Annotated in this window: 18 protein-coding genes and 2 pseudogenes; 12 read left to right on the forward strand and 8 right to left on the reverse strand. The window is 63.9% G+C overall.

Annotated elements, in window-relative coordinates:
• Positions 1–2 precede the first annotated feature (2 nt).
• Positions 3–218 carry a hypothetical protein gene (locus tag EG19_RS07595; protein ID WP_038049309.1) on the forward strand — a complete coding sequence of 72 codons (216 nt, stop codon included), beginning with the start codon at positions 3–5 and terminating at the stop codon, positions 216–218.
• Here the strand turns inward: EG19_RS07595 and EG19_RS07600 are convergent.
• From EG19_RS07600 to EG19_RS14450, 3 genes and pseudogenes are all read right to left on the reverse strand, one after another.
• Positions 205–624 (reverse strand): NUDIX domain-containing protein, encoded by a 420-nt coding sequence (locus EG19_RS07600; RefSeq protein WP_053335067.1) that lies wholly within the window; start codon positions 622–624, stop codon positions 205–207. The genes EG19_RS07595 and EG19_RS07600 overlap by 14 nt on opposite strands.
• Positions 621–1,012: pseudogene (locus EG19_RS07605) on the reverse strand (hypothetical protein); the annotation flags it as partial. The pseudogene EG19_RS07605 and the gene EG19_RS07600, both read right to left, overlap by 4 nt.
• 2 nt (positions 1,013–1,014) lie before the next feature.
• A pseudogene (locus tag EG19_RS14450) lies at positions 1,015–1,672 on the reverse strand (A/G-specific adenine glycosylase); the annotation flags it as partial.
• Positions 1,673–1,694: 22 nt separating this feature from the next.
• Between EG19_RS14450 and EG19_RS07615 the strand changes: the two are divergent.
• The 6 genes from EG19_RS07615 to EG19_RS07640 are packed head-to-tail and all read left to right on the forward strand — an operon-like array spanning position 1,695 to position 7,147.
• Complete coding sequence (locus EG19_RS07615; RefSeq protein WP_152543980.1) at positions 1,695–2,423, forward strand: ATP-binding protein; 729 nt, start codon at positions 1,695–1,697, stop codon at positions 2,421–2,423.
• 8 nt (positions 2,424–2,431) lie between these two features.
• Positions 2,432–4,324, forward strand: a complete 1,893-nt coding sequence (locus EG19_RS12665; protein WP_053335069.1) for a SpoIID/LytB domain-containing protein — start codon at positions 2,432–2,434, stop codon at positions 4,322–4,324.
• Positions 4,321–5,475: an acyl-CoA dehydrogenase family protein gene (locus EG19_RS07625; RefSeq protein ID WP_038049316.1), complete on the forward strand. Its 1,155-nt coding sequence runs from the start codon at positions 4,321–4,323 to the stop codon at positions 5,473–5,475. The genes EG19_RS12665 and EG19_RS07625 overlap by 4 nt, the downstream gene beginning before the upstream one ends.
• Positions 5,462–6,403, forward strand: coding sequence for a methylmalonyl Co-A mutase-associated GTPase MeaB (gene meaB, locus EG19_RS07630; protein ID WP_038049318.1), 942 nt, complete (start codon positions 5,462–5,464; stop codon positions 6,401–6,403). The genes EG19_RS07625 and meaB overlap by 14 nt, the downstream gene beginning before the upstream one ends.
• Positions 6,388–6,804 carry a methylmalonyl-CoA epimerase gene (mce, locus tag EG19_RS07635; protein ID WP_200867131.1) on the forward strand — a complete coding sequence of 139 codons (417 nt, stop codon included), beginning with the start codon at positions 6,388–6,390 and terminating at the stop codon, positions 6,802–6,804. Before meaB ends, mce begins: the two co-directional genes overlap by 16 nt.
• Complete coding sequence (locus EG19_RS07640; protein WP_152543981.1) at positions 6,791–7,147, forward strand: hypothetical protein; 357 nt, start codon at positions 6,791–6,793, stop codon at positions 7,145–7,147. The genes mce and EG19_RS07640 overlap by 14 nt, the downstream gene beginning before the upstream one ends.
• Before the next feature lies 1 nt (position 7,148).
• Here the strand turns inward: EG19_RS07640 and EG19_RS07645 are convergent, their stop codons facing one another.
• Positions 7,149–7,886, reverse strand: a complete 738-nt coding sequence (locus EG19_RS07645) for an RNA methyltransferase (RefSeq protein WP_038049322.1) — start codon at positions 7,884–7,886, stop codon at positions 7,149–7,151.
• Complete coding sequence (locus tag EG19_RS07650) at positions 7,883–9,631, reverse strand: ABC transporter ATP-binding protein (RefSeq protein WP_038049324.1); 1,749 nt, start codon at positions 9,629–9,631, stop codon at positions 7,883–7,885. Before EG19_RS07650 ends, EG19_RS07645 begins: the two co-directional genes overlap by 4 nt.
• A 204-nt stretch (positions 9,632–9,835) precedes the next feature.
• On the opposite strand from EG19_RS07650, the gene EG19_RS07655 reads away from it, so the two are divergent.
• Both EG19_RS07655 and EG19_RS12670 read left to right on the forward strand, forming a co-directional pair.
• Positions 9,836–10,372, forward strand: a complete 537-nt coding sequence (locus EG19_RS07655; protein ID WP_038049326.1) for a hypothetical protein — start codon at positions 9,836–9,838, stop codon at positions 10,370–10,372.
• A 618-nt stretch (positions 10,373–10,990) separates the two neighbouring features.
• Complete coding sequence (locus EG19_RS12670) at positions 10,991–13,627, forward strand: ATP-binding protein (protein WP_152543982.1); 2,637 nt, start codon at positions 10,991–10,993, stop codon at positions 13,625–13,627.
• 241 nt (positions 13,628–13,868) lie between these two features.
• Here EG19_RS12670 and secA read toward each other — a convergent pair whose 3' ends face one another.
• A complete protein-coding gene (secA, locus tag EG19_RS07665; RefSeq protein WP_053335072.1) occupies positions 13,869–16,646 on the reverse strand; it encodes a preprotein translocase subunit SecA in 2,778 nt (925 codons plus the stop codon).
• A 191-nt stretch (positions 16,647–16,837) separates the two neighbouring features.
• On the opposite strand from secA, the gene EG19_RS07670 reads away from it, so the two are divergent.
• The 3 genes from EG19_RS07670 to EG19_RS07680 all read left to right on the forward strand — a co-directional run bounded on the left by EG19_RS07670 (position 16,838) and on the right by EG19_RS07680 (position 17,947).
• A complete protein-coding gene (locus tag EG19_RS07670; protein WP_038049328.1) occupies positions 16,838–17,041 on the forward strand; it encodes a type II toxin-antitoxin system HicB family antitoxin in 204 nt (67 codons plus the stop codon).
• Entirely contained in the window at positions 17,038–17,265 is a 228-nt protein-coding gene (locus EG19_RS07675) for a type II toxin-antitoxin system HicA family toxin (protein ID WP_038049330.1), read from the forward strand. Before EG19_RS07670 ends, EG19_RS07675 begins: the two co-directional genes overlap by 4 nt.
• Before the next feature lie 142 nt (positions 17,266–17,407).
• A complete protein-coding gene (locus EG19_RS07680; RefSeq protein ID WP_038049332.1) occupies positions 17,408–17,947 on the forward strand; it encodes a tetratricopeptide repeat protein in 540 nt (179 codons plus the stop codon).
• On the opposite strand, the gene EG19_RS12675 is transcribed toward EG19_RS07680, so the two are convergent.
• Together EG19_RS12675 and EG19_RS07690 are read right to left on the reverse strand one after the other, a co-directional pair.
• The gene (locus EG19_RS12675; RefSeq protein ID WP_053335073.1) at positions 17,944–19,545 is read right to left on the reverse strand and encodes an SUMF1/EgtB/PvdO family nonheme iron enzyme; all 1,602 of its coding nucleotides are present in this window, start codon (positions 19,543–19,545) and stop codon (positions 17,944–17,946) included. The two genes, EG19_RS07680 and EG19_RS12675, sit on opposite strands and share 4 nt — an antisense overlap.
• 18 nt (positions 19,546–19,563) lie before the next feature.
• Positions 19,564–21,075 carry an SLC13 family permease gene (locus tag EG19_RS07690; protein ID WP_038049619.1) on the reverse strand — a complete coding sequence of 504 codons (1,512 nt, stop codon included), beginning with the start codon at positions 21,073–21,075 and terminating at the stop codon, positions 19,564–19,566.
• Between the last annotated feature and the right edge of the window lie 80 nt (positions 21,076–21,155).

A 21,155-nucleotide genomic window follows, 5' to 3' on the forward strand; every position in this document is an offset into this window, starting at 1 on the left:
GCATGGAACTTCCGGCTAAGGTTTTGGTTTACAACCAGCTTTTGAACCTCAACGCCACCGTGGGCACGCTCATGGCCATCCGCCCGGAAGGCTTTTACGAGCTACGTCTGACCAGCCAGGGCAAGCTCCACACGGTGTTGGCTCCGGTGGCTTCCACCGCCATCGTTTTTGCCGATCCCGAGCCTGAGGTGCTCCCCGAGGACCTCATCGAGCGCTAGGCTCGCGATTTCCCACGGAAAAGCCTGCGTCCTGCAAGATGCGGGCGTGGTCGAAGGCCAGCAGGACCCCTTCCAGCTCGGGGAAAAAGCGGGCGGCAGCAGCATCGTCTCCCCCCGCCGGCTCACCGCCCACCACCTGACAGAGGTACACCACCGAAACCGTGTGGCCGCGGGGATCCCGGCCAGGCTGGGAGTAAACCCCAAACAGCGCAACCACCCGCACGGAAAGCCCGGTTTCCTCGGCCACCTCCCGCACCACCGCTTGCTCGCAAGCTTCGCCTTCCTCCACAAACCCGCCGGGCAGCGCCCAGTAGCCGGCAAAGGGCTCGTTTTTCCTTTGCACTAAAAGCACTCCCTGCTGCGGGTGCACCACCAGAGCGTCCACCGTGAGCTTAGGTCCGGTCATGGCTTTTGATCCTCCAGAGGTTTTTTCCTCGCCAGTCGGGCAAGCTTGGCGGCCAGGGAGGAGGTGGGCAAGAGCGCCCAGGGCAGAAACCAGCGGAAGCCGTCGGCCGTCTCCCGAACGGTGAAGCCCGGCTCGGTGCGGAACAGCATCACCGTGATGCGGCGGTGGGTGATGTGGTGCGACACCGTGCCCAGCAAGGTGGGATTTCCCGGCAAACCAGCCTCCCGGGCCAGCAGGGAAGCGCGCTCGTGGGGGTCGCCTTCGCCGCGGTCCAGCGGCGGCAGCCAGAGCCCTTCCAGCGGCGGCCCGGTGATCCTGCGGAGCAGCACCTCCCTGGCGTGGTTTTCCACCCAGAGGGCTACCCAGGTGGGGGTTTCCCGGGGGCGGGNNTGGGGAAGGGGAACGCTGCGGGCCGGCCGCTCTGGTAGCCGGCACAGTGGGGGGCCAGAGGACAGGCCCGGCAGCGGGGCTCGCGGGGCGTGCAGAGGGTGGCCCCCAGCTCCATGAGCGCTTCGAAAACCTCCGGCGTAGGGTGCTCCGCCACCAGCTTTCTCGCCAACTCCTCGGCCCTGGCCACAAGCGCGGGGCTTCCGTGGGCCAGCTCCAGGGCAAAAACCCGCGCCGCAATGCGGCAGAGGTTGCCATCCACCGGTGGCTCCAGGGCGCCAAAGGCAAAGGCAGCTAAAGCCGCTGCGGTGTATCGCCCAAGCCCGGGAAGCTTGGCCAGCTCCTCAGGTTTTTGCGGCCAACCGCTGGCTGCCACCTGCTGGGCCAGCCGGTGCAGGAGGCGGGCACGACGGTAGTAGCCCAGCCCGGCAAAGGCGGCCACCACCTCCTCTTCGCCCGCACGGGCGAGGGCCTGGAGGTTCGGAAAGCGCTGCAAAAACCGCGGGAGGAGCTCGGCCACCCGTGAAGCCTGGGTTTGCTGCAGCATCACCTCGGAAACAAGAACCACGTACGGATCCCGGGGGAAGGGCGTGCGCCAGGGGAACGAACGCTGGTGCTGGGAAAACCAGGCAAGAAGAGGGCCAGCCTCCATGGGGGTCATGGTAGCGCGCTAGAATCCCCCCGTGAGCCGACAGGTGGAAGAACTTTGCGAGCTGTGCGACGGCACGGGCTGGCGCGTGGAGGAGAGGAACGGGCGACGGGTGGGGGTTCCCTGCGGGTGCCGGGAGCGCCGGGGGGTGGAGCTGGCCCTGCGGGAGGCGCAAATTCCCGAGCGCTTCCGCCACTGCACCCTGGAAAACTTCAAGCTCTGGAACCCCAACGATCCCACTCTGGGTCAGGCCAAGCGCCGCACTCAGGAGTTTGTGGAGGCGTTTCCCCTGGTGCAAAAGGGCCTGCTGTTCATGGGGAGGTGCGGCACCGGCAAGACCCATCTGGCGGTGGCGGCGCTTTCGGAGCTCGTCCGCCGGCACCGCATTCGCGGTTTGTTCGTGAGCTTTTCCGAGCTGGTGGTGCAGCTGCAGATGTCCTTTGACGGCTCGGGGCCCACCCGCGCCGATATCTTGGAGCCGGTGTTGAACGCCGAGCTTTTGGTGCTGGACGAGCTGGGGGCGACCCGCCCCACGCCGTGGGTCATGGACGTTTTGTACTACGTGCTGAACACCCGCTACATGCACAAGCGCTTGACCCTCTGCACCACTAACTACACCGACACCGCCAACCGCGAGCGGGGGGAGGAAACCCTTGCCGATCGCCTATCGGTCCCCGTGCGTTCCCGGCTTTTCGAGATGTGCGAGGAAGTGCGGCTTTACGGTGACGACTTTCGGGAGCACATGGCGCGGCAGCGCCGTTAGGGGGAAGCGTGGGGTCCCGCGATGTTCTGGCAACAGTAGCCCTGGCGGTGGGGCTTTCGGCGGCAGCGTTTGGCGAGAGCGGGGAAGTTCCAAGCCTGCGGGTGGGGCTTACGGTCACGGCAGTGCCGCAGTTTCCCGAGCTGGGGCGCCGGTTTCTGGTGAGCGCCGGTTCCACCCGGGAAACCCTGCGGGGACCTTTGACCGTGCGCAACGAGCCTCCGGAGCTGGCCGCGCAGGTTGGGGTTTTTGCCAGCAAAGAAAACGCCCAGGCGTTGCTCTCTCGCCTTTCATCTCTGGGCTTTGCAGCCGAGCTTTTCCCGGACGCAGAAAGGTACCGGGTTTTGGTGCCGGTCCCTCCAGGCCTTTCGTACCAAAACCTTAAGGTCAAGCTTCAGGACGCCGGTTTTCCCGTGATCCCCTATCCCCGCCGGCCCGGGAGCGTTGAGGTGCTGGGCGGGGAAGGGGGCAGCGTGCGGGGGCAGGAGGTGACGGTGGAGCCTCTGGACCCCGTTCCCGTGGTGGTGGGGGGCCGGCGCTACCGCGGCAGCTTCCGTTGCTTGCCGGACCAGCTGGGCCCTTTGGTGGTCAACATCGTGGCCCTAGAGGACTACCTCCTGGGGGTGGTGCCGGGGGAAATGGGGCCCAGGAACTTCCCCAACCTGGAGGCCCTGAAAGCGCAAGCGGTGGCTGCCCGCAGTTACGCCCTGGCGCAACTGGGGGCCCACGCTTCCCAGGGCTTTGACCTTTGCGACCAGGAGCACTGCCAGGTTTACCTGGGCGCAGATGGCGAAGAAGCGCTGGCCTCGCAGGCGGTGACCGAAACCCGGGGTGAGGTTTTGGCGTACGGCGGGAAGGTGGTGCGGGCCTACTTCCATTCCACCTGCGGTGGGCATACCGAAGCGGCCGAAGAGGTTTTCCCCGGTGAAAAAGCCCCGTACCTCCCGGGGGTTCGCTGCGCTGGCGAAGTGGTGCCGTTGGGCAGCGGCTGGCCAAGCCGGCCATTGGACCCACGGGAAAGGTTTGCGTTTTTGGCTCGCCACCTGGTCGGCGAAAAGGCCGCCCGCACGCCCCTGGAGCTTGCTTCCGCCTTAGGGCAAAAGCCCGGGCGCACCCTGGAGGAAGCCTTTGGCTTGCCGGATTTCCGTCCGCTTTTTGGGTCCCCGCGGGGTGCGCTGGAGCTTTTGTGGCACTTCCGGCTGCTCCCCGACAACGCGGGGGGCGACCCCTGGGCCACGGCGCTGCAGCTCGCCCAGCTTTCCGGGGCGGTGCAGGTGCGGGAAGGGGTGGTGGTTGGGGGGGAAGCCGGCCCCCGTTTCCGGCAGGTGGGGATGAGCGAGGAGGTGCCAGTGGCGGGCCTGGCGGTGCTCTGGCGGGGGGAGGGCAAGCTTTGGGTGGGTGCGGGGGAGGCCCTGGCCGGCAGCCGAGGCTGGCTCTGGTGCACGAAAAGCGCATGCCCGGTGGTGGAGGTGGAAGCCAGCAGCACCGCCGATGCCCGCTCGTCCTTCCGGGGTTGGATCCGCGAATGGGAAGCGGGCAAGCTTGCGTCCAGGCTGGCGGTGAGCGACGTGCAAAAGCTGGAGGTGACCCAACGCACCGTTTCGGGACGGGTTGCCACGGTAGAAATCACCGCTTCTGCAGGCAAAAAGACGCTTTCCGGGGTCGAGCTACGGAGGCTTTTGGCGTTGCCTTCCACGTGGTTTGTGGTGGCGCGTGCTGAGGCCAGCGGTGAGGCACGGTTTCGCTTTTTTGGCAAGGGCTGGGGGCACGGCGTGGGCTTGTGTCAAAACGGTGCTTACGGCTTGAGCCTGGGGGGCTTCACTTACCGGCGCATTTTGGCGCACTATTACCCGGGTACCTCGGTGGTTCGCTGGAATGCTCCGGCGCAGGAGGGGGGATCATGAGCCAAGGAGAGCTAAGCGTTTCGGTGGAAGAGCTGCGCGAGCTGGTGCGGGATTTTGCCCGCCGGGAAATTGCCCCGCACGTCCGGAAGTGGGACGAAACTTCGTTTTTCCCGCAGGAGGTGTTTGCCAAGCTAGGGGAAATGGGGCTTTTGGGCATCATGGTTCCGGAAAAGTACGGTGGGGCCGGCCTTACCTACCGTCACGCCATTGCCGCCATTGAGGAGCTGGCGGCGGTGGAGCCCGGCATTGCCCTTTCGGTGGCCGCTCACAACTCCCTCTGCACCGGCCACATCCTGGCCTATGGCAGCGAGGCGCAAAAGGAAAAGTGGCTTCCCCGCTTGGCCACCGGCAAGACCATGGGGGCCTGGGCCCTTACCGAGCCGGAATCGGGCTCCGATGCGGCTTCCCTGCGGACGCGGGCGCGGAAGGTGGAGGGGGGATGGCTGCTTTCCGGGTCCAAGGCCTTTACCACCCACGCTTCCGTGGCGGAAGTGGCGGTGGTCATGGCCCGCTCCAAAGACGTTCCCGGCCCGGCGGGGGTTTCCGCCTTCATCGTGCCCCTGGGCAGCCCGGGTGTGGTGCGGGGCAAAAAGGAAGACAAGCTGGGCATGCGCACCTCCGACACCGCTTCCCTCATTCTGGAGGATTGCTTCGTGGGTGAGGAAGCGCTCATTGGCGCCGAAGGGGAAGGCTACAGCCAGGCCATGGCGGTGCTGGAAGGGGGCAGGGTGGGCATTGCCGCCCTGGGGGTGGGCATCGCCCGCGGGGCCCTGGAAGCCGCCGTGGCCTACGCCAAGACCCGCAAGCAGTTCAACTTGCCGCTGACAGCGTTTGAGGCGATCCGCTTTAAGCTGGCCGACATGGCCACCCAGCTGGATGCGGCCCGGCTTTTAACTCAAAAAGCTGCCGAGCTGAAAGACCAGGGATTGCCCTGCGGTCGCTGGGCCAGCGAGGCCAAGCTCTTTGCTTCAGAAGTGGCGGTGAAAGCTGCCGAGGAAGCCATTCAAATTCACGGGGGCTACGGCTACACCCGCGACTACCCGGTGGAAAAGCTGTGGCGGGACGCCAAGCTCTGCACCATTGGCGAGGGGACCAGCGAAATTCAAAGGCTCATCATCTCCAAGGAGCTCATTGCCGGTGGCGGAGCTTGAGGCGGTCCTGCGCGGGGTGGTGGCCGGCTCCCCCAGGGCTCTGGGCCGCGCCTTAAGCTGGGTGGAAAACGGCCATGAGGCCGGGCGGCAGCTGCTCCGCCTTTTGCCCCGGCGCCAGGGCTGGCTTCCCACCGTGGGCTTCACCGGGCCCCCGGGGGCGGGCAAGAGCACCCTCATCGAGCAGGTGGGGCTGCGCTTGCAGGCGCGGGGGGAGCGGGTGGCGGTGCTGGCCGTGGACCCTTCCAGCCCCTTTTCCGGCGGAGCGCTCCTGGGGGACCGCCTGCGCATGCCCCGGCTGGTGGCTGCCGGTGGCTTTGTGCGCTCGCTGGCCACCCGGGGCGCTCTGGGAGGCCTGGCGGCCGCTTGCGCCGATTTCCTGGAGGTGCTGCGGGCCGCGCCGTTTTCCTGGGTGCTGGTGGAAACCGTGGGGGTGGGGCAGGACGAGGTGGATGTGGCAACGGTGGTGGACACCGTGGTGCTGTTGCAGGTTCCCGGGCTGGGGGACGATGTGCAGCTGACCAAAGCCGGCGTGATGGAAATTGCCCACGTTTTTGTGGTCAACAAGAAGGACCGGCCGGGGGCCATGGATTTGGCCCGCATGCTGGAAACCCTCCTGCCCCCGCCGGAAGCTGACCTCTGGCGGCCGCCGGTGCTGCCGGTAGCCGCCACCACCGGCGAAGGTGTGGAGGCGCTGGTGACGGCTTTGGAGGAGCACCAGCGTTTTTTGGCGGCCCGCGGGCAACACCGGGAGCTTTCCCGGCAGCGGGCGGAGAGGAGGCTTTCCGCTATCCTCGCGGACCTTTTGGTGCGTGAAATAAAAGTGCAGACTGAGACCTGGCAACAGGCGGTGGCGGCGGTGGCCGAGGGGCGGGAAGACCCTCTCACGGTGGCGGAAAAGCTCCTACAATGCCAGTGGGGGAAGCGGTGATTTGCGGCTTACACCACGTGGGAATTGCGGTGCACAACCTCGACGAAGCTGCGGGTGCTTACCGCGCCCTGGGGCTTTCGGTGGAAAAGGTGGAAACGGTGGAAGGCGAGCAGGTGCGGGTGGCGTTCATCCCCGTAGGGGACACCCATATCGAGCTGTTGGAGCCCACCGGCGCCAGCTCACCGGTGGCCAGGTTCCTGGAAAAGCGCGGCCCCGGTGTCCATCACCTGTGCTTTGTGGTGGACGATGTGGCGCAGGCTATGGCGCAAGCCCGGGCTGCAGGCCTGTTGCTCTTGGACGAAACCCCGCGGGTGGGTGCCGGGGGCTCTCGGGTATGCTTTATCCACCCCAAGAGCACAGGGGGTGTGCTTTTGGAGCTTTGGCAGGATGACCATGCATGAGGGCTCGCTGGTGGTGGTTTCCCTGGCCTCCCCCCGGGAGAAGTTCTGGGGGGTTTTGCTTTCGCTTTCCGCTTCGGGGGTGGTTTTGCGTGGGCTGCCGCTGGAGGCCTTTGAGGACTTCCTGCTACAGTGCGCCCCCGGGGCCCGCACCTTGCCGCAAGCTCGTTTGGGTGCCACCACCGTGTTTTTCCCGGCCCACCGGATCGAGCGCATCGAGCTGGACGAAACGGCGGGAGCGGTGGAGGGCTTTGCTGACCGCTTTCGCCGGCTGGTGGGGCGCGACCCCCAGGTGGACCTGTTGGGGGAGGAAAACCTCCCCTCACCACCCCGTTCGCAAATGTGAGCTACACGCTTTTTTCCCTTTCCCCAAAGGCGCGACCGGCCAGGAACGCAATGTGCGCTGCCAGCGCGTGGAGGATCTTGACCTCCCGACCCGAGGGCAGCCCCCGGCCCACAACCCGGCGGATTTGATCGAAAACCCTGCGGGGGTTGTTGGGGTCCAGAAACTTGCTGGCCAAAAGCACCTCTTCCAGGTGGGCGAGGGCTTTTTCCACATCCTCGCGGCTGGCCGGCAGGTCCTCGGCCAGGCGGGGCTGCGGTGGCCGGTAGCTTTCCCGGGAAAGCACGGCCAACACCACCGCTGCCGCTTGCGCCAGGTTCATCACCGGGAAGTCGGGGTTGGTGGGGATGGTGGCCAAATGCGAGCACAGGGCCAGCTCCTGGCGGCTCAACCCCCCGCGCTCCGGCCCAAACACCAGAGCCACCTCCGGGGCCTGGCCGGAAAGCAGCTCGGGCAAATCCCAGAGCGAAACGACCCCCCGGGGGTCCCGCTCCCGCAGGGAGGTAAAGCCCACGGCCACGGGAAAAGCAGCTACGGCCTGGGCCAGCGTGGGGCTTTCCTGCAAAGCCACGGCCTTTTCCGCCCCCATGGCCATGCGCACCAGCTCCACATCGGCGAGGTCGCACTGGGGAGCCACCACGATCAGGCGCTTTGCCCCAAAGTTTGCCGCTGCCCGCAGCACCGAGCCCACGTTGCCCGGATAGCGCGGCCGCACCAGAACCGGCACCAGCTGAAAGGTCACCCCCTGGCCTCCATGGTTTCTTCCTCCAGCTCCTCCAGGGCCAGAAGCTGGGCCCAGCGACCCCCGGCCGCCGCCAGCTGCGAGGGTGTGCCTTCCTCCGCCACCTCACCTCTTTCCAAAATCACCACCCAGTCTGCGGTTTTGGCCACCGACACGCGGTGGGTGGCAAAGAGCAACGTGGTGCGGGGGAGCTCCCCCAAAATCTTGGCTTCGGTACTGCGGTCCACCGCCGAAAGGCAGTCGTCCAAAAGCAGCACTGCCGGCTGGAGGAGCAAAGCGCGGGCTAAGGCCACCCGTTGCCGTTGACCACCGGAAAGGGTCACGCCCCTTTCCCCCACCACGGTTTGCAACCCCTGGGGGAGGTTGGCCACATCGGGTTCAAGGCCGGCCCTGGCCACCACCTCCCACACCTCCTGGTCGCTGGCCTCGGGCTTGCCCATACAGATGTTTTCCCGCAGCGTGGCGGAAAAGAGAAACGCCGTTTGCGGCACCATCACCACCGTTCCCCGCAGCTCCTCCAGGTCCCACTGCAAAACGTCCCGCCCGTCCACAAACACCGTCCCCGGAGGGGGGGTGAGCAGGCGCGGTACCAGGGAAAGCAGCGTGCTCTTGCCGCTCCCCACCTCACCCAAAATCGCCACCCTGCGGCCGGCGGGTACCGTGAGGGTAACGCCCCGCAGGGCGGGACCTGGAGCACCCGGGTAGCTAAAGCGCACCCCCGTAAAGGCCACGCTGAGGGCTTTGGACGGTGCGGGTTTGGCCGGTCGGGGCCCGGGAAGCGCCGGCAGCTCCGGGGTTTGGCTGAAGAGCTCCTCGATCCTGGCCATGGAGGCAGCCCCCCGCTGCCAGAGGTTGGCCACCCACCCCACGGCAATCATGGGCCAAATGAGGCGAGCCAGGTACAGGTTGAACTCCACAAACTGGCCAAGGCTCAAGCTTCGGGCCACCACTTTGTAGCCTCCGTAGCCCAAAACCACCACAAACCCCACGCCGATGAGAAACTGCAGCAGCGGGAAGAACAGCGCCTGCACGTTGACCAGCCGGAGGGAGGCTCGGAAGTAAGCCAGGTTGAGCTCACCTAACGTTTTCTTTTCTTGCTCCTCGCAGGCGAAGGCCCGAAGCACCCGCAACCCCACCAGGTGCTCCTGCAGCCGGGCGGTAAACCGCGAAAGCTCCTCCTGGGCTACGTTCCAGCGGCGGTAAATTCGCGAGCCGAAAAACTTGGCGGTGAGGGCTACGGCCGGCGCCATGCTGAGGCTGGCCAGCGTCAGCGTCACGTCAATGCGCAGCATCAACACCACCGCCGAAACCAAGATGGTGGTGGTGGAGGCCACGTACATCAACGCCGGGCCCATGGCCATGCGCACCGCTTGCACGTCGCTGGAAAGCCTCGTAAGCAAATCTCCCACCCGCTGGGAGCTGAAAAAGCTTGCCGGCAGCCGCAAAAGGTGGGCAAAAGCTTCGGTGCGCAGCTCGTGCTCCAAATGCCGGGAAATCCCCACCAAAAGCATGCGCTGGGCAAAAAGCAAAAAGCCGGAAACCGCGGCCACGCCCACGATCCCCAGGGCAAATGGCAGGGCCCGGCGAGGGTCCCCGCCGGCAGCGAGGACGTCCACCGCCCGGCGCACCAAAGACGGGGCAATCATGGACACCAACGCGGAAGCTACCGCAGCGGAAAAGCCCAGGGCGGCCACCCCTGGGCGCTTCCCGTACGAGCGCCATACCCTGCGGTACTTCCCCACCATGCGGTGAGCTTACGGAAACTCTCTCCCGTTGCCAAGCTGCTTGACAGGGATTTTTGGCGTTAGAGCCCGGAGGTATCGCTCTGGGCGAGCTTACCTGCCTGGACACCGGGGAGGTCTTTCCTGGTGACCGGCATCACGTTCTGAGAGCAGCACTTGTCTTCCGCTAAACTTGTGGCACGTATAGAAAAGCGAAGGGAGGCGCTTATGACCTCAATGAAACCCAAGCTTTTGACGGTAACAGGACTCGCCTTGATGCTGGCGGTGGCCGCTGAGGCCAGACCCCCACGCAAAGTGGTAGTGGTGCACCCGGGGTTTCCCATTGCCAGGCCGTTGCCCCATGTGGTGGTCCATCCCCCCCGGGTGAGCGTGCACGTGACGGTGCGGGCTTTCTTGCCCCCGCTGGTGTTTGGGGCCACGGTGGTGGCCTACCGCCCCGAGCTTGTGATTTGGGAAGACGCGGAAACCCTCACTCGCCGGGAAGGCTGGACGGAATTCACCCTGGGGGTGGACGGCCGGGGTCGAGAGCTGCTTTTCTCGGTGCACGGGGCAGCGGTGAAGGTGAACTTTGCCGAGGTGGTTTTTGAAAACGGCGAAGCGCAGGTGGTGGACTTCAACGAAAAGGTGGTCAAGCCCGGGACCTACCGGCTTTTGGACGTTTCCGGCCGGAAGGTGGACCACGTGCGCATGGTCGCCAAGGCCGTAGGCGACACCAGCCGGGTAACCCTGGCCTTGGCCAAATAGAGGCTTACCTTAGGCGAAATAGGGGCTACTACCGGCGACAAGACCGGCGGGCACTGGGTTAGCCTCTTGGGCACCAGAGCCCCTGCATTCGCCTTTGATTCGGAAAAATGGGTACGCCAACCAGCTATGTGCTAGCGGCGGAAGAGAAGTGGGGTCTCGGCGATCTCACGGTGCCTTTTGTCGGTCAATTTGTGGAGTTTTCTCCGGGGGTTGTGGGTTCTCATGGGGCCCTAGCCAGCGCTCTGGTCTTGTTCCTCACGCGTTTTCCACCTCACCTGCTGCAAGAGGCGACTAGCTCATCATTGGCCGCAAGGGTGGCAGCTACCCGCGTGTTTTGGCCTCAGTGAAAGCAGGCGCCTGGCCTTGGGTGGTTTGCAGCACAAACGACCCGGGACAGGGCGCAGGCCCCGCAATTTCTCGCTGGGGGTCATCTCATTTTTGAATCCAGCTGACTTGATGTCCAAATCCTTTAAAAAGACCGCGAGATAGCCTGGCTCCAGGCCTTTCGGAATCGTCGGCCATTAAATGCTGCAAGCAACACACCTCCGCTGGTAGCCGTTAGGGCAAGGAAGCAGTAAACTGGGCGGGTAGTGTTTCTTGGCTGTCGGGGGGCTAGGCGTGACCAGATCAACCAAAAACCCTTCCGCTGACGGCTCAATGGCCAAGTCCATACCCAACGTGCGGGTGAGCGGGTGGTTTTCCCTGCGAACCCGCGTGGTTTTGTTGGTGGTTTTGGCAGTCTTGCCCTCACTGTTTCTGATTTGGCGAACGGCTGTACTGGCCCGGCAGAACGAGCGAGATTTCCTGCGCCGCGACGCTATGGGATTGGCTCGGCTTTCGGCGCTCGAGGAAGAACAACTGATTGGCCAAACCCGAGAGCTGTTGCGGGCACTGGCCGAGAGTCAAGAGATCCGCCACCGGGATTGGGAGGCCTGCAGGCGGCTTATGGCCCGTATTCAAGCGCAGCACAACCGATATCGCGACTTGGGGGTAATTACCGCTGATGGGCTTTTGGTTTGTAGCGCGAACGCCCCTGACCTTCCGCGACCGGTGAAGGACCGCGAGCTTGTGGATCAGGCTCTCGCCAGGGGGGACCTTGCCCTAGGCCAGCTCCGCTGGGGTCGGAAAGCCGGGGCCTATAAGGTCTCCATGGCTCTGCCTATCCCTGTAGACGGTGGGGAGAAAGCCGCGGTGATATATGCCACCTTGAATGTGAGCTGGCTGCAGCAACGGGAGTGGCAAACCTTTGCCAGGCTCCCGGCCGGCTCCACACTTTGGAAGCTCGACCGCGATGGCCGGGTCATTGCCTGCTGGCCGGAAAACGAAGGAGCTATCGGGAAAGAGCTGCCGTTCCCGGAGGTGCTACGAGCACTTCACCGCAATGCGAATGGAGTGGTGGAAACCCGCGGCAGTGGGGGGTGGCGTGGGGTATTCGCTTTCGCCCCGGTGCGCACCACCTTCAACGGTGGGGAAATGTACGTGGTGTTGGGCATTCCCCGAGAGGTTCTCTTCGCCGATATTGACCGCGCCCTGTGGCGAGATTTGCGGTTGTTGTCGCTGCTGGCCCTGGCCGCTTTTGGTGTGGCCTGGGTGGGGAGCGACTACTTCTTGCTTCGCCGAATTCGAGCTTTAACGAACGCTTCCCGCCGGTTGGCCGAGGGGGATCTCACTGCGCGCACAGGGATTTCCTATGGACCCGGTGAGCTTAGTCAACTGGCCAAGGCTTTTGACACCATGGCGGAAGCCCTTGAGGAGCGCGAGTCTGCCCTGCGGGTCAGCGAGGAGCGGTACCGTCGTCTGTTCAACGAGGCGCTGACCGGGAACTTCGTTTCCCGCCCCGACGGCAAGCTTTTGGCCTGCAACGAAGCTTACGCGCGAATCCTCGGCTTCAGTTCGGTGGAGGAAGCGCTCAACACCGACCTCGTCTCGATTTACCTGAAGCCCGAGGACCGAGCGGAAATGCTAGCGCGCCTTCGCGCTGAGCGCCGGCTGGAGTTTCACGAGATGGAGCTGCGAAGGAGGGACGGCCAAACCGTTCGGGTGCTGGAACACATCATTGGTACCTTTGACGAGGCCGGTGAGCTGGTGCAGCTCCACGGCTACATGATCGACATTTCCGAGTTGCGACGGGTGGAAGAGCAGCTACGGCAAGCCCAGAAAATGGAGGCTATTGGCCGCCTGGCGGGGGCGGTGGCCCATGACTTCAACAACATCCTGCAGGCGTTGCTCAGCCAGGTGCACCTTGTGGAAGGGGCGGCCAATGACCCCCAGCGGGTGCGGGAGCTGGCCCGCGACATTGCTGAGCAGGCGCAACGGGGGGCGGCGCTTACCCGTCAGCTGCTGATTTTTTCCCGCCAGCAGCCAACGCAATGGGAGCTTCTTGACCTCAACGAGGTGGTGCAGACGGCCATGCGCATCCTGCGGCGCCTGGTGCGGGAAAACATCGCCACTGATGTGGAGCTTGCTGCCGAGCCGTTGGTCGTTAAAGCCGACCGTGGCCAGCTGGAGCAGGTGCTGATGAACCTGGTGGTCAACGCTTGCGATGCCATGCCCACGGGGGGACGCCTGGCGATTCGCACGGGGGGCGACCCTGGGGATTGGGTTTGGCTGGAGGTGGAAGACTCCGGCACTGGAATTCCTGAGGATATCCGCGACCGCATCTTTGAGCCTTTCTTCACCACCAAGCCGCGGGAGAAGGGCACGGGTCTTGGGCTGTCGGTGGTTCACGGCATCGTAACCGGCCACGGCGGTCGCATCGAGGTAACCTCCGAAGTGGGGCGGGGAAGCGTTTTCCGGGTTCTGTTGCCGCGCCAACGGGAGGAGGTTTCGGGTCCCCGCGCCTCCACTCGAGGGGAACCGGCTCAGCTTCCCCAGGGGCAAGGCGAAAGGGTGCTGCTAGTAGAAGACGAGGAGGGCGCGCGCACGGCCCTTCAGCAGATCTTACTGGCGCTCGGTTACGAGGTAGTGGCGGTAGCGAGTGGGGAAGAAGCGCTTCAGCTACCCCCCGAGGCACCTTTTCATCTTCTGCTCACGGATCTCTTGCTGCCTGGCATTGACGGACCGACGATGGCCCGCGAGCTGCGGCAGCGCTGGCCAAACCTCGAGGTCCTCATGATGTCGGGCTATGCCGAGGACGAAGCGGTTCGGCGTGGGATCAGCGCTGGGGAGATACGCTTCCTGCAGAAGCCCTTCGACATGCCTACGCTGGCGCGGGAATTGCGCCTGGCCTTGGAAGGGCGGGGCCAAAGCCACTAGCTGCATCTGCCCTACTCGCCATGGTTTGTTGCAGAGGGCTTCTCGACCTTGAGCTGTCTTTCAGTTTCGTCCTGTTGGTGGCTTTGTGATCCTCAAAACAGTGCGCTGAGTAGCTACAAAGCGGCACCCCTGAGGGTTGCGTGGGGGTTCGGCCAGCAAGGAAATGCAAAACACCTCGCAGCTCCCAGGCTGAGAGGCGAGGCGGAAGGCGAAGTAACGTGAACGCGGCTCTGAGAACGGCTCAGGACCCGGCAACTCCGGTGGTGGCGCCGTGGCATTTTTTGTACTTCTTGCCGGAGCCACAAGGGCAGGGGTCGTTGCGGCCCACTTTGGGCACGGTGCGGCGCACGGTGGTGGGTGGGCCGGAGGTGGGGGAGTGCTGGGCTTCCGGCCGCTCGCCGGCCAGGGCGGAGGCTTCCTCCTTGGTAGCGCGGATCGGGGTGACCCGCCGCCGCTCGGGGACCCGCTCCACCAGCTCCACCCGGAACAGGTACTGCACCACCTGGTCTTCCACCCGCTCCATCATGTCCTGGAACAGCTCGAAGGACTCGCGCTTGTACTCCACCAGCGGATCCCGCTGGCCGTAAGCCCGCATGCCAATGCCTTCTTTGAGGTGGTCTAAGGCCAGGAGGTGGTCCTTCCATTGCGAGTCCAGCACCGAGAGCATGATGTAGCGGGTAAGTTGCGCAAAGGCTTCGGCACCGATGGTTTTTTCCCGTTGTTCGAAACGGGCTTCCACCGCCGCGTTGATGGCTTCTTCCAGCTGGGCGCGGGTGACGGTTTCCCAGGAGATGTCGGTGGCGGCCAGGTTAAGGCCGAAGAAGTTTTCCAGCTCGTGTTCCAGGCCGGCGCGGTCCCACTCCTCGGGCTCTTTGTCCTCGGGGCAGTAGGTGTCCACCAGCGAACCCACGATGTCATGGGCGGCCCGCAGCACCCAGTCCCGCCCCTCTTTGCCCTCAAGGATGCGTCGCCGCAAGCTGTACACCGCTTCCCGCTGGCGGTTCATGACGTCGTCGTACTGCAAGAGGTGCTTACGGATTTCGAAGTTTCGGCCTTCCACTTGCTTTTGCGCTCGTTCGATGGAGCGGGTGACCATGCGCGACTCGATGGGCACGTCCTCTTCCATCCCCAGCCGGCGCATCCACTCCCGCAGAGAGTCCGATGCAAAAATGCGCATGAGGTCGTCTTCGAGAGAGAGGATGAAGCGCGATTCGCCGGGGTCCCCCTGGCGGCCGGAGCGGCCCCGCAGCTGGTTGTCAATTCGCCGCGCCTCGTGGCGTTCGGTGCCGAGGATGAACAAGCCGCCGGCGGCCAGTACCTTTTCCCGTTCCTCGGCGCAGAGCTTGCGGTACTTCTCCAGGGCTTTGGCGTAACCTTCCGGATCCTTTTGCGGATCCGCCTCAGCCTTGGCCAGCCCCTCGGGGTTGCCGCCGAGGATGATGTCGGTGCCGCGGCCGGCCATGTTGGTGGCAATGGTGACCGCTTTGTAGCGGCCGGCTTGCGCCACAATTTGCGCTTCCCGTTCGTGGTACTTGGCGTTCAAAACCACGTGGGGGATGCCGCGGCGCTTGAGCATTTCCGAAAGCTTCTCGGATTTTTCAATGGACACCGTGCCTACCAGCACCGGCTGCCCCTTCTGGTGCAGCTCCACGATCTGGTTGACCACCGCCTTCCACTTTTCCTTTTCCGTGCGGTAAATGACGTCGGGGTGGTCTTTTCGAATCATGGGCTTGTTGGTGGGGATCACCACCACGTCCAAGCCGTAAATGTGGGCAAACTCCTCCGCTTCGGTTTCCGCTGTACCGGTCATGCCGGCCAGCTTCTCGTACATGCGGAAGTAATTCTGCAGGGTGATGGTGGCCAGGGTCTGGTTTTCCGCCTCGATCTTGACCCCTTCCTTGGCCTCCACCGCTTGGTGCAAACCATCGGACCAGCGGCGCCCCGGCATGAGGCGGCCGGTGAACTCGTCCACGATGATGACCTGGCCGTCCTTGACGATGTAATCCCGATCCCGCTGGTAAAGGGTGTGGGCGCGAAGGGCTTGCTGCACCGCATGGAGGATGTCGATGTTGTTGGGGTCGTAAAGGTTGGAAACGCCCAGGAGCTTTTCGCACTTGGCCACGCCCTCTTCGGTGAGGGTGGCGGTGTGGGCTTTTTCGTCCACCACGTAATCGCCGGTGGTGGACTTGTTGCCGTACTTGTCGCGGATTTCTTCGCCGCGCACCAGCTTGGGGATGATGCGGTCCACCTGGTAGTAAAGATCCACGGAAAGCTCGGAGGGACCGGAAATGATGAGCGGGGTGCGGGCTTCGTCAATGAGGATGGAGTCCACCTCGTCCACGATGGCGTACACGTGGCCGCGCTGGACCATGGCCTCCAGCTCAAACTTCATGTTGTCCCGCAGGTAGTCGAAGCCGAACTCGTTGTTGGTGCCGTAGGTGATGTCGGCCCGGTAGGCTTCCTGCCGCTCAGCGTCACCCATTTGGTTTTGAATGCAGCCGACAGTGAGCCCCAGGAACTTGTAGATGGTGCCCATCCACTCGGCGTCTCGGCGGGCCAGGTAATCGTTGACCGTAACCACATGCACGCCGCGGCCGCTGAGGGCGTTGAGGACCACCGGCAGGGTGGCCACCAGGGTCTTACCTTCACCGGTCTTCATTTCGGCAATCTTGCCTTCGTGGAGCACGATGCCGCCGATGAGCTGGACGTCAAAGTGCCGCATGTTCAAGGTGCGGCGGGCCGCCTCCCGGACGATGGCAAAGACCTCCACCAGATACTGGTCCAAAACCGCCTGCACGTGCTTTCGGCGCTCAATGGCGTTTTCCGGGAGCGGATGAATGGCGTTTTGGATTTCCTGGCGGATAGCAGCAATTCGCGCCTTCAGCTGCTCGTCGCTTTGCTTTTGAACCTCCGGCTCGCGGGCGTTAATGGCCGCCACGAGAGGCGCCAGCCGCTTCATCTCACGCTCGTGTTTGGAGCCCAAGAAAAGCTCGATGACCTTATCCACAACCCCAGGCATACCCACCTCGAACCTAGCACTTTACCCCGGCCTCAGGAGAGGCGCAAGCGCTGGAGGCTTTGCACCTTCGCACAAACCAGAGGTGCTCTGGCCCCGGAGGTGGTCAGACTTAAAAGAGCGTTCCGGGTTCGGTGGATGGACTTTGTTCGCTTCACGGCTTGTGGGATGATAGGCGCCGAGGGGAACAGGCTATGCGGGTGAAGGTGGTCCTTGAAGCCAGCGAGGAGGGTGGCTACACGGTGTACGTCCCTTCCTTGCCCGGGTGCATCAGTGAAGGGGAGACGGTGGAAGAGGCTTTGAGGAACATTCGCGAAGCCATCGAGCTTTACCTCGAGCCGGTGGATGACGATTTGGTCATGGAAGAGGCGGCTTTGGTGCAGGAAATTGAAGTGTGAGCAAACTGCCCAGCTTGCCCTACCAGCGCATTATCCGTGCCCTGCAGAAGGCTGGTTGGGTCGTGGTTCGCCAGCGGGGAAGCCATATCCGCTTGCAAAAACGAGTCCAAGGCGAACTCCTGAAGATTACGGTTCCGGCGCACCATCCGGTTAAGCGCTCGACACTGGCGCATATCCTTAAACAGGCGCGTGTTGACCTGGAGGAGTTCTTGAGCTTGGTGTGATTGCAGTTTCACCCCGGGCTTCCCGCAGGGCACCACAGCGGAAGCGAATCCGATATAAGTGGCTCCCGGCTCTAAGGGCCGTCCAATCCTTTCCGTTTGTGTCCTCTTGCCGGATTAACGCTCGGGGCCTAACATCACGGTTATGAACCAGCAAGCTTTACCCACCAGCGACCAACTGAAATCCCTCTTGCGGCAGGGGATTTTTGCGGTACAGCAGCGGGATTGGGAGGAAGCCTACGAGGTGCTTGGGGAAGCCCTGGACGGCTATCGCCAGCGGGGGGAGAAGATTCCCGCTCTGGTTCTTTCGTACTACGCCCTGGCGCTCGGCATGCACACGCACAAGTTCAAGCAGGCCATTGAGTTTTGCCAGTCCGCGTTGACCACCGAGCCGGCGCGGGTGGAGCACTACGCCAACCTAGCCCAGCTTTACGTTGCCGCGGGTTTTCGAAGGAAAGCGGTGGAAGCCATAAGCCGTGGCTTGGACGTGGATGGCACCTACCCTCGGCTTTTGCAGCTGCGGGCCACGTTGGGTTGGCGGCGACCGCCGGTCATTCGCTCGCTTTCCCGGGACCACTGGCTCAACATCTTTTTGGGCAAGGTGCGCCACGCGATTAACCCCCCCAAACTGGAGGTGGTCACGGTAAAGCGCTCCAAAAAGGGCACAAGCGCCGGTCCGCATTAGGGGCGTTGGGGAATCACACAGCGAAATCCGGTGAAAAGCCAGCGCTCGGAAGGCTTTAGGCTGGAGCGGTAAGAAAGGCGCAAACGTCCGGGATCAGAAGTAAAGGAGCCCCCCCGCACCACCTTTTTTTGCCCCTGCTCGGGACCCTGGGGGTCGCGGTCGGGGCTCTGGGCGTAGTAGTCCTCCTGGTACCAATCGAGACACCACTCCCAGACGTTGCCGAGCATGTCGTAAAGGCCAAAGCCGTTGGCCGGGAAAGAACCGACGGGAGCGGCCTTGGCAAACTGGTCCCGCCCCCCCACGCCGTCGTAGTTGGCTTCGTCCCGGGTGATCTCGCTGCCCCGGGGGTAGCGGGTGCCGCTTGTCCCGCCCCTCGCCGCGTACTCCCACTCCGCTTCCGTGGGGAGGCGGCCCGAAAGCCAGCGGCAAAAGGCCTGGGCTTCATCCCAGGTGACGTTGACCACGGGGTAGTCATCCCCGGACCAGGAGGGCTGCTCGGGCATGGCGGTACCGGTGGCTTCGGCAAAAGCGCGGAACTGCGCCACGGTTACCTCGGTTTTGCCAATCCAAAAGGGGGAAAGAACGATGATCCGGCGAGGTTGCTCGTCGGCGGAGCACCAGCTATCGCCCTTCACACAGCCCCGTTCAAAGCTTCCCCCCGGGAGGTGAACTACCGTGAGCGGCACCTGGGTGAGGGTCTTTTCTTGAAGGGCTGCGAGTGTGGTGGTTGGCGGAGCAGGTTGCGGCGGGCTGGGAGTGGGTGGGGGCACGCTGGGAGCTTCGGCGGCTGGCGAAGGCACGGCTGCGGTGGCCGGTGTGGGTGCGGGTTCGGTTACCGGGGGAGGGGCTGGGGTTTTGACGGTGAGCTCTTCCGCTTGAGCATCCCGGGCGCAGCGGAAACCTACGGCGTCGGAAGCGGTGTCCTCAGGCAAGCGCCCGCGGTTGGAAATGCGCAGGGAAAGGGGTGGGCTGTTCCAACCGCCGCCTTTGGTGATCTTGAGCTTGCCGCCGGTAGCTGGTGCTTGCCCCTGGGGAGGGGCCGGGGTGTAGCCGTCCGCCACCCACTCCCACACGTTGCCGGCCATATCGAAAAGCCCCAGGGTGTTGGGCGGGAAAGAGCCCACCGGGGCCAGGCCGGAAAAGCGGTCTTTGCCGCCGAGACCGGCGAAGTTAGCGCTGTCGTGGTCCGCGCTCCCGCCGCTGGGGTAGATGGCCTGGGGGTAGCTGCCGCGGGCGGCCACTTCCCATTCGGCTTCCGAGGGGAGGCGCTTTCCCAACCACGCGCAAAAGGCAGCGGCGTCCCGATGGGTGACGTTCACCACCGGTGATTTTTCGCTGCTGCCAGCCGGTTGCGGGGGAAGTGTCCGGCCGGTAGCCGCCACAAAAGCCCGATAGGCGCCCACCGTGACCTCGTGGGTGTCCATCCAAAAGGGCTTGAGTTTGACCCATCCACCGGGTTTTTCATCGGCCAGGCAGCTAGCATCTTGTGGGCTGCAACCAACCCAGCCCTGAGGAACATCCATAAGCACCATGTCCTGAGCCCACAGGGTGGAAGCCACGCTCAGAAGCGCCACAGCAAGCCAGAGGCGAGTGGTCATGAGCTTAGTGTAGCGAACCTACGAAAGACCCAAAGCGCTGCAAAGCAAGACCACCAGCGGCGGAATGGTGAGAAGCCCCAAGAGATCAAGGATCGTGCCGTGGCGGAGCATGTGCGTCACCCGAATCAAGCCGGAGCCGTACACGATGGCGTTGGGTGGGGTGGAAACCGGCAGCATGAAGGCCAGGCTTGCTGCCACCGCTGCAGCCACCGTAGGCGGAACCGGACTCACCCCGGCCGCTTCTGCTGCGGCAATGGCCAAAGGACAAACCACAGTGGCGGCAGCGGTGTTGGAGGTGGTTTCGGTGAGCACCAGCGCCACAAAGGCAAAAAGGTAGGCGAGGCTTAAGGTGCTGGAAGCCCCCGTCCACCCCACCAGCGCCTTTCCCGCCGCGGCGGCGAGGCCCTGCTTGAAGAGCTGGGTTCCCAGGGAAAGCCCGCCGCCAAAAAGCAAAAGCGTGCCCCAGTCAATGTCCACCGCTTGCCGCCAGGTGAGGGTGAACTCCAGCTTTGAAAGACGCACCGGCAGCACGAACAGCAGGCAGGCGGCCAGCACCGCCACCACCCCTTCGGGGAGCATGCGGGTGGCCTGCTGCGCCCAGGGGTGGCTTTCGCCGAGGAAAATGCCCAGCGCTCCCGGTAAAAGCCAAAAGAAAACCGCGAGCAGAAAGGCAAAAAGCACGTTGCGTTCGCGGGGGGAAAGCGGTCCCAGCTTGCTGAGCTCCTCCCGCAGGCCAGTCGTAGCCAGGATTTGGCCTTTGCCCGCTTTCCTCCCCAGGTGAAAAACGCAAAAGGCCAGCATCAGCGCAGAAACCGGGACTCCCAGCGCCATCCACTGGAAAAAGCTCAAGTGCATCCCGGCAAGCTGGGAAAGCTGGCCCATGGCAATGAGGTTGGGCGGGGTCCCCACCGGCGTGGCGATGCCGCCAATGGAAGCGGCGTAGGCGGTGGTGAGCAGAAGCGCCAGGGCAAAGGGCGATCGGCTGCGGGCTTTCCCCTCCAGAGAGCGAGCTATGGCCAGGGCCAACGGGTAAATCATGGCGGCGGTGGCGGTGTTGGAAAGCCACATGGAAAGCCCTGCGGTGAGAATGCCAACCACCCCTACCACCCGGGTGGGGGAAGCGGTGACCCCCCGGAGGGTCAGCACGCTCAGGGCCAAACGCCGGTCCAAACCGGAAACCACCGTGGCTTCCGCCAGGACGAAGCTGCCCAAAAAGAGGAAAATCACCGGGTCGGCAAAGGGGGCAAAAAGGGCAGCCGGGGTGTCCACCCCCAGCAAAACCAACAGGGCAGGACCCAAAAGCGCACTCACCGGTAAGGGCACGGCTTCCGTGACCCACCACACCAGGATCCAAACCACCACCGCCAACGTCCGCCTTTGGCCGGGGCCCAGGCCGTCCGGGGTGAAGGCGAGGATAAGGAGAAAAAGCAGCGGGCCGAGGATCATCCCCAGGTTTTTCCGCCAAAAATCAAAGCGTTGCTCGGCCTCGGACAGCTCCAAGCTCACCTCTGGGGCTTTCTGGTCTTTCATGGCGGTGACAATGTAAGCCTTTTGGTGTGAAAACGTAAAGCCCGGCACGGTAAAGCGCGGTCCTTTTAGCTGCTCCCCGC

Source organism: Thermoanaerobaculum aquaticum (assembly GCF_000687145.1).
Taxonomy (GTDB): domain Bacteria; phylum Acidobacteriota; class Thermoanaerobaculia; order Thermoanaerobaculales; family Thermoanaerobaculaceae; genus Thermoanaerobaculum; species Thermoanaerobaculum aquaticum.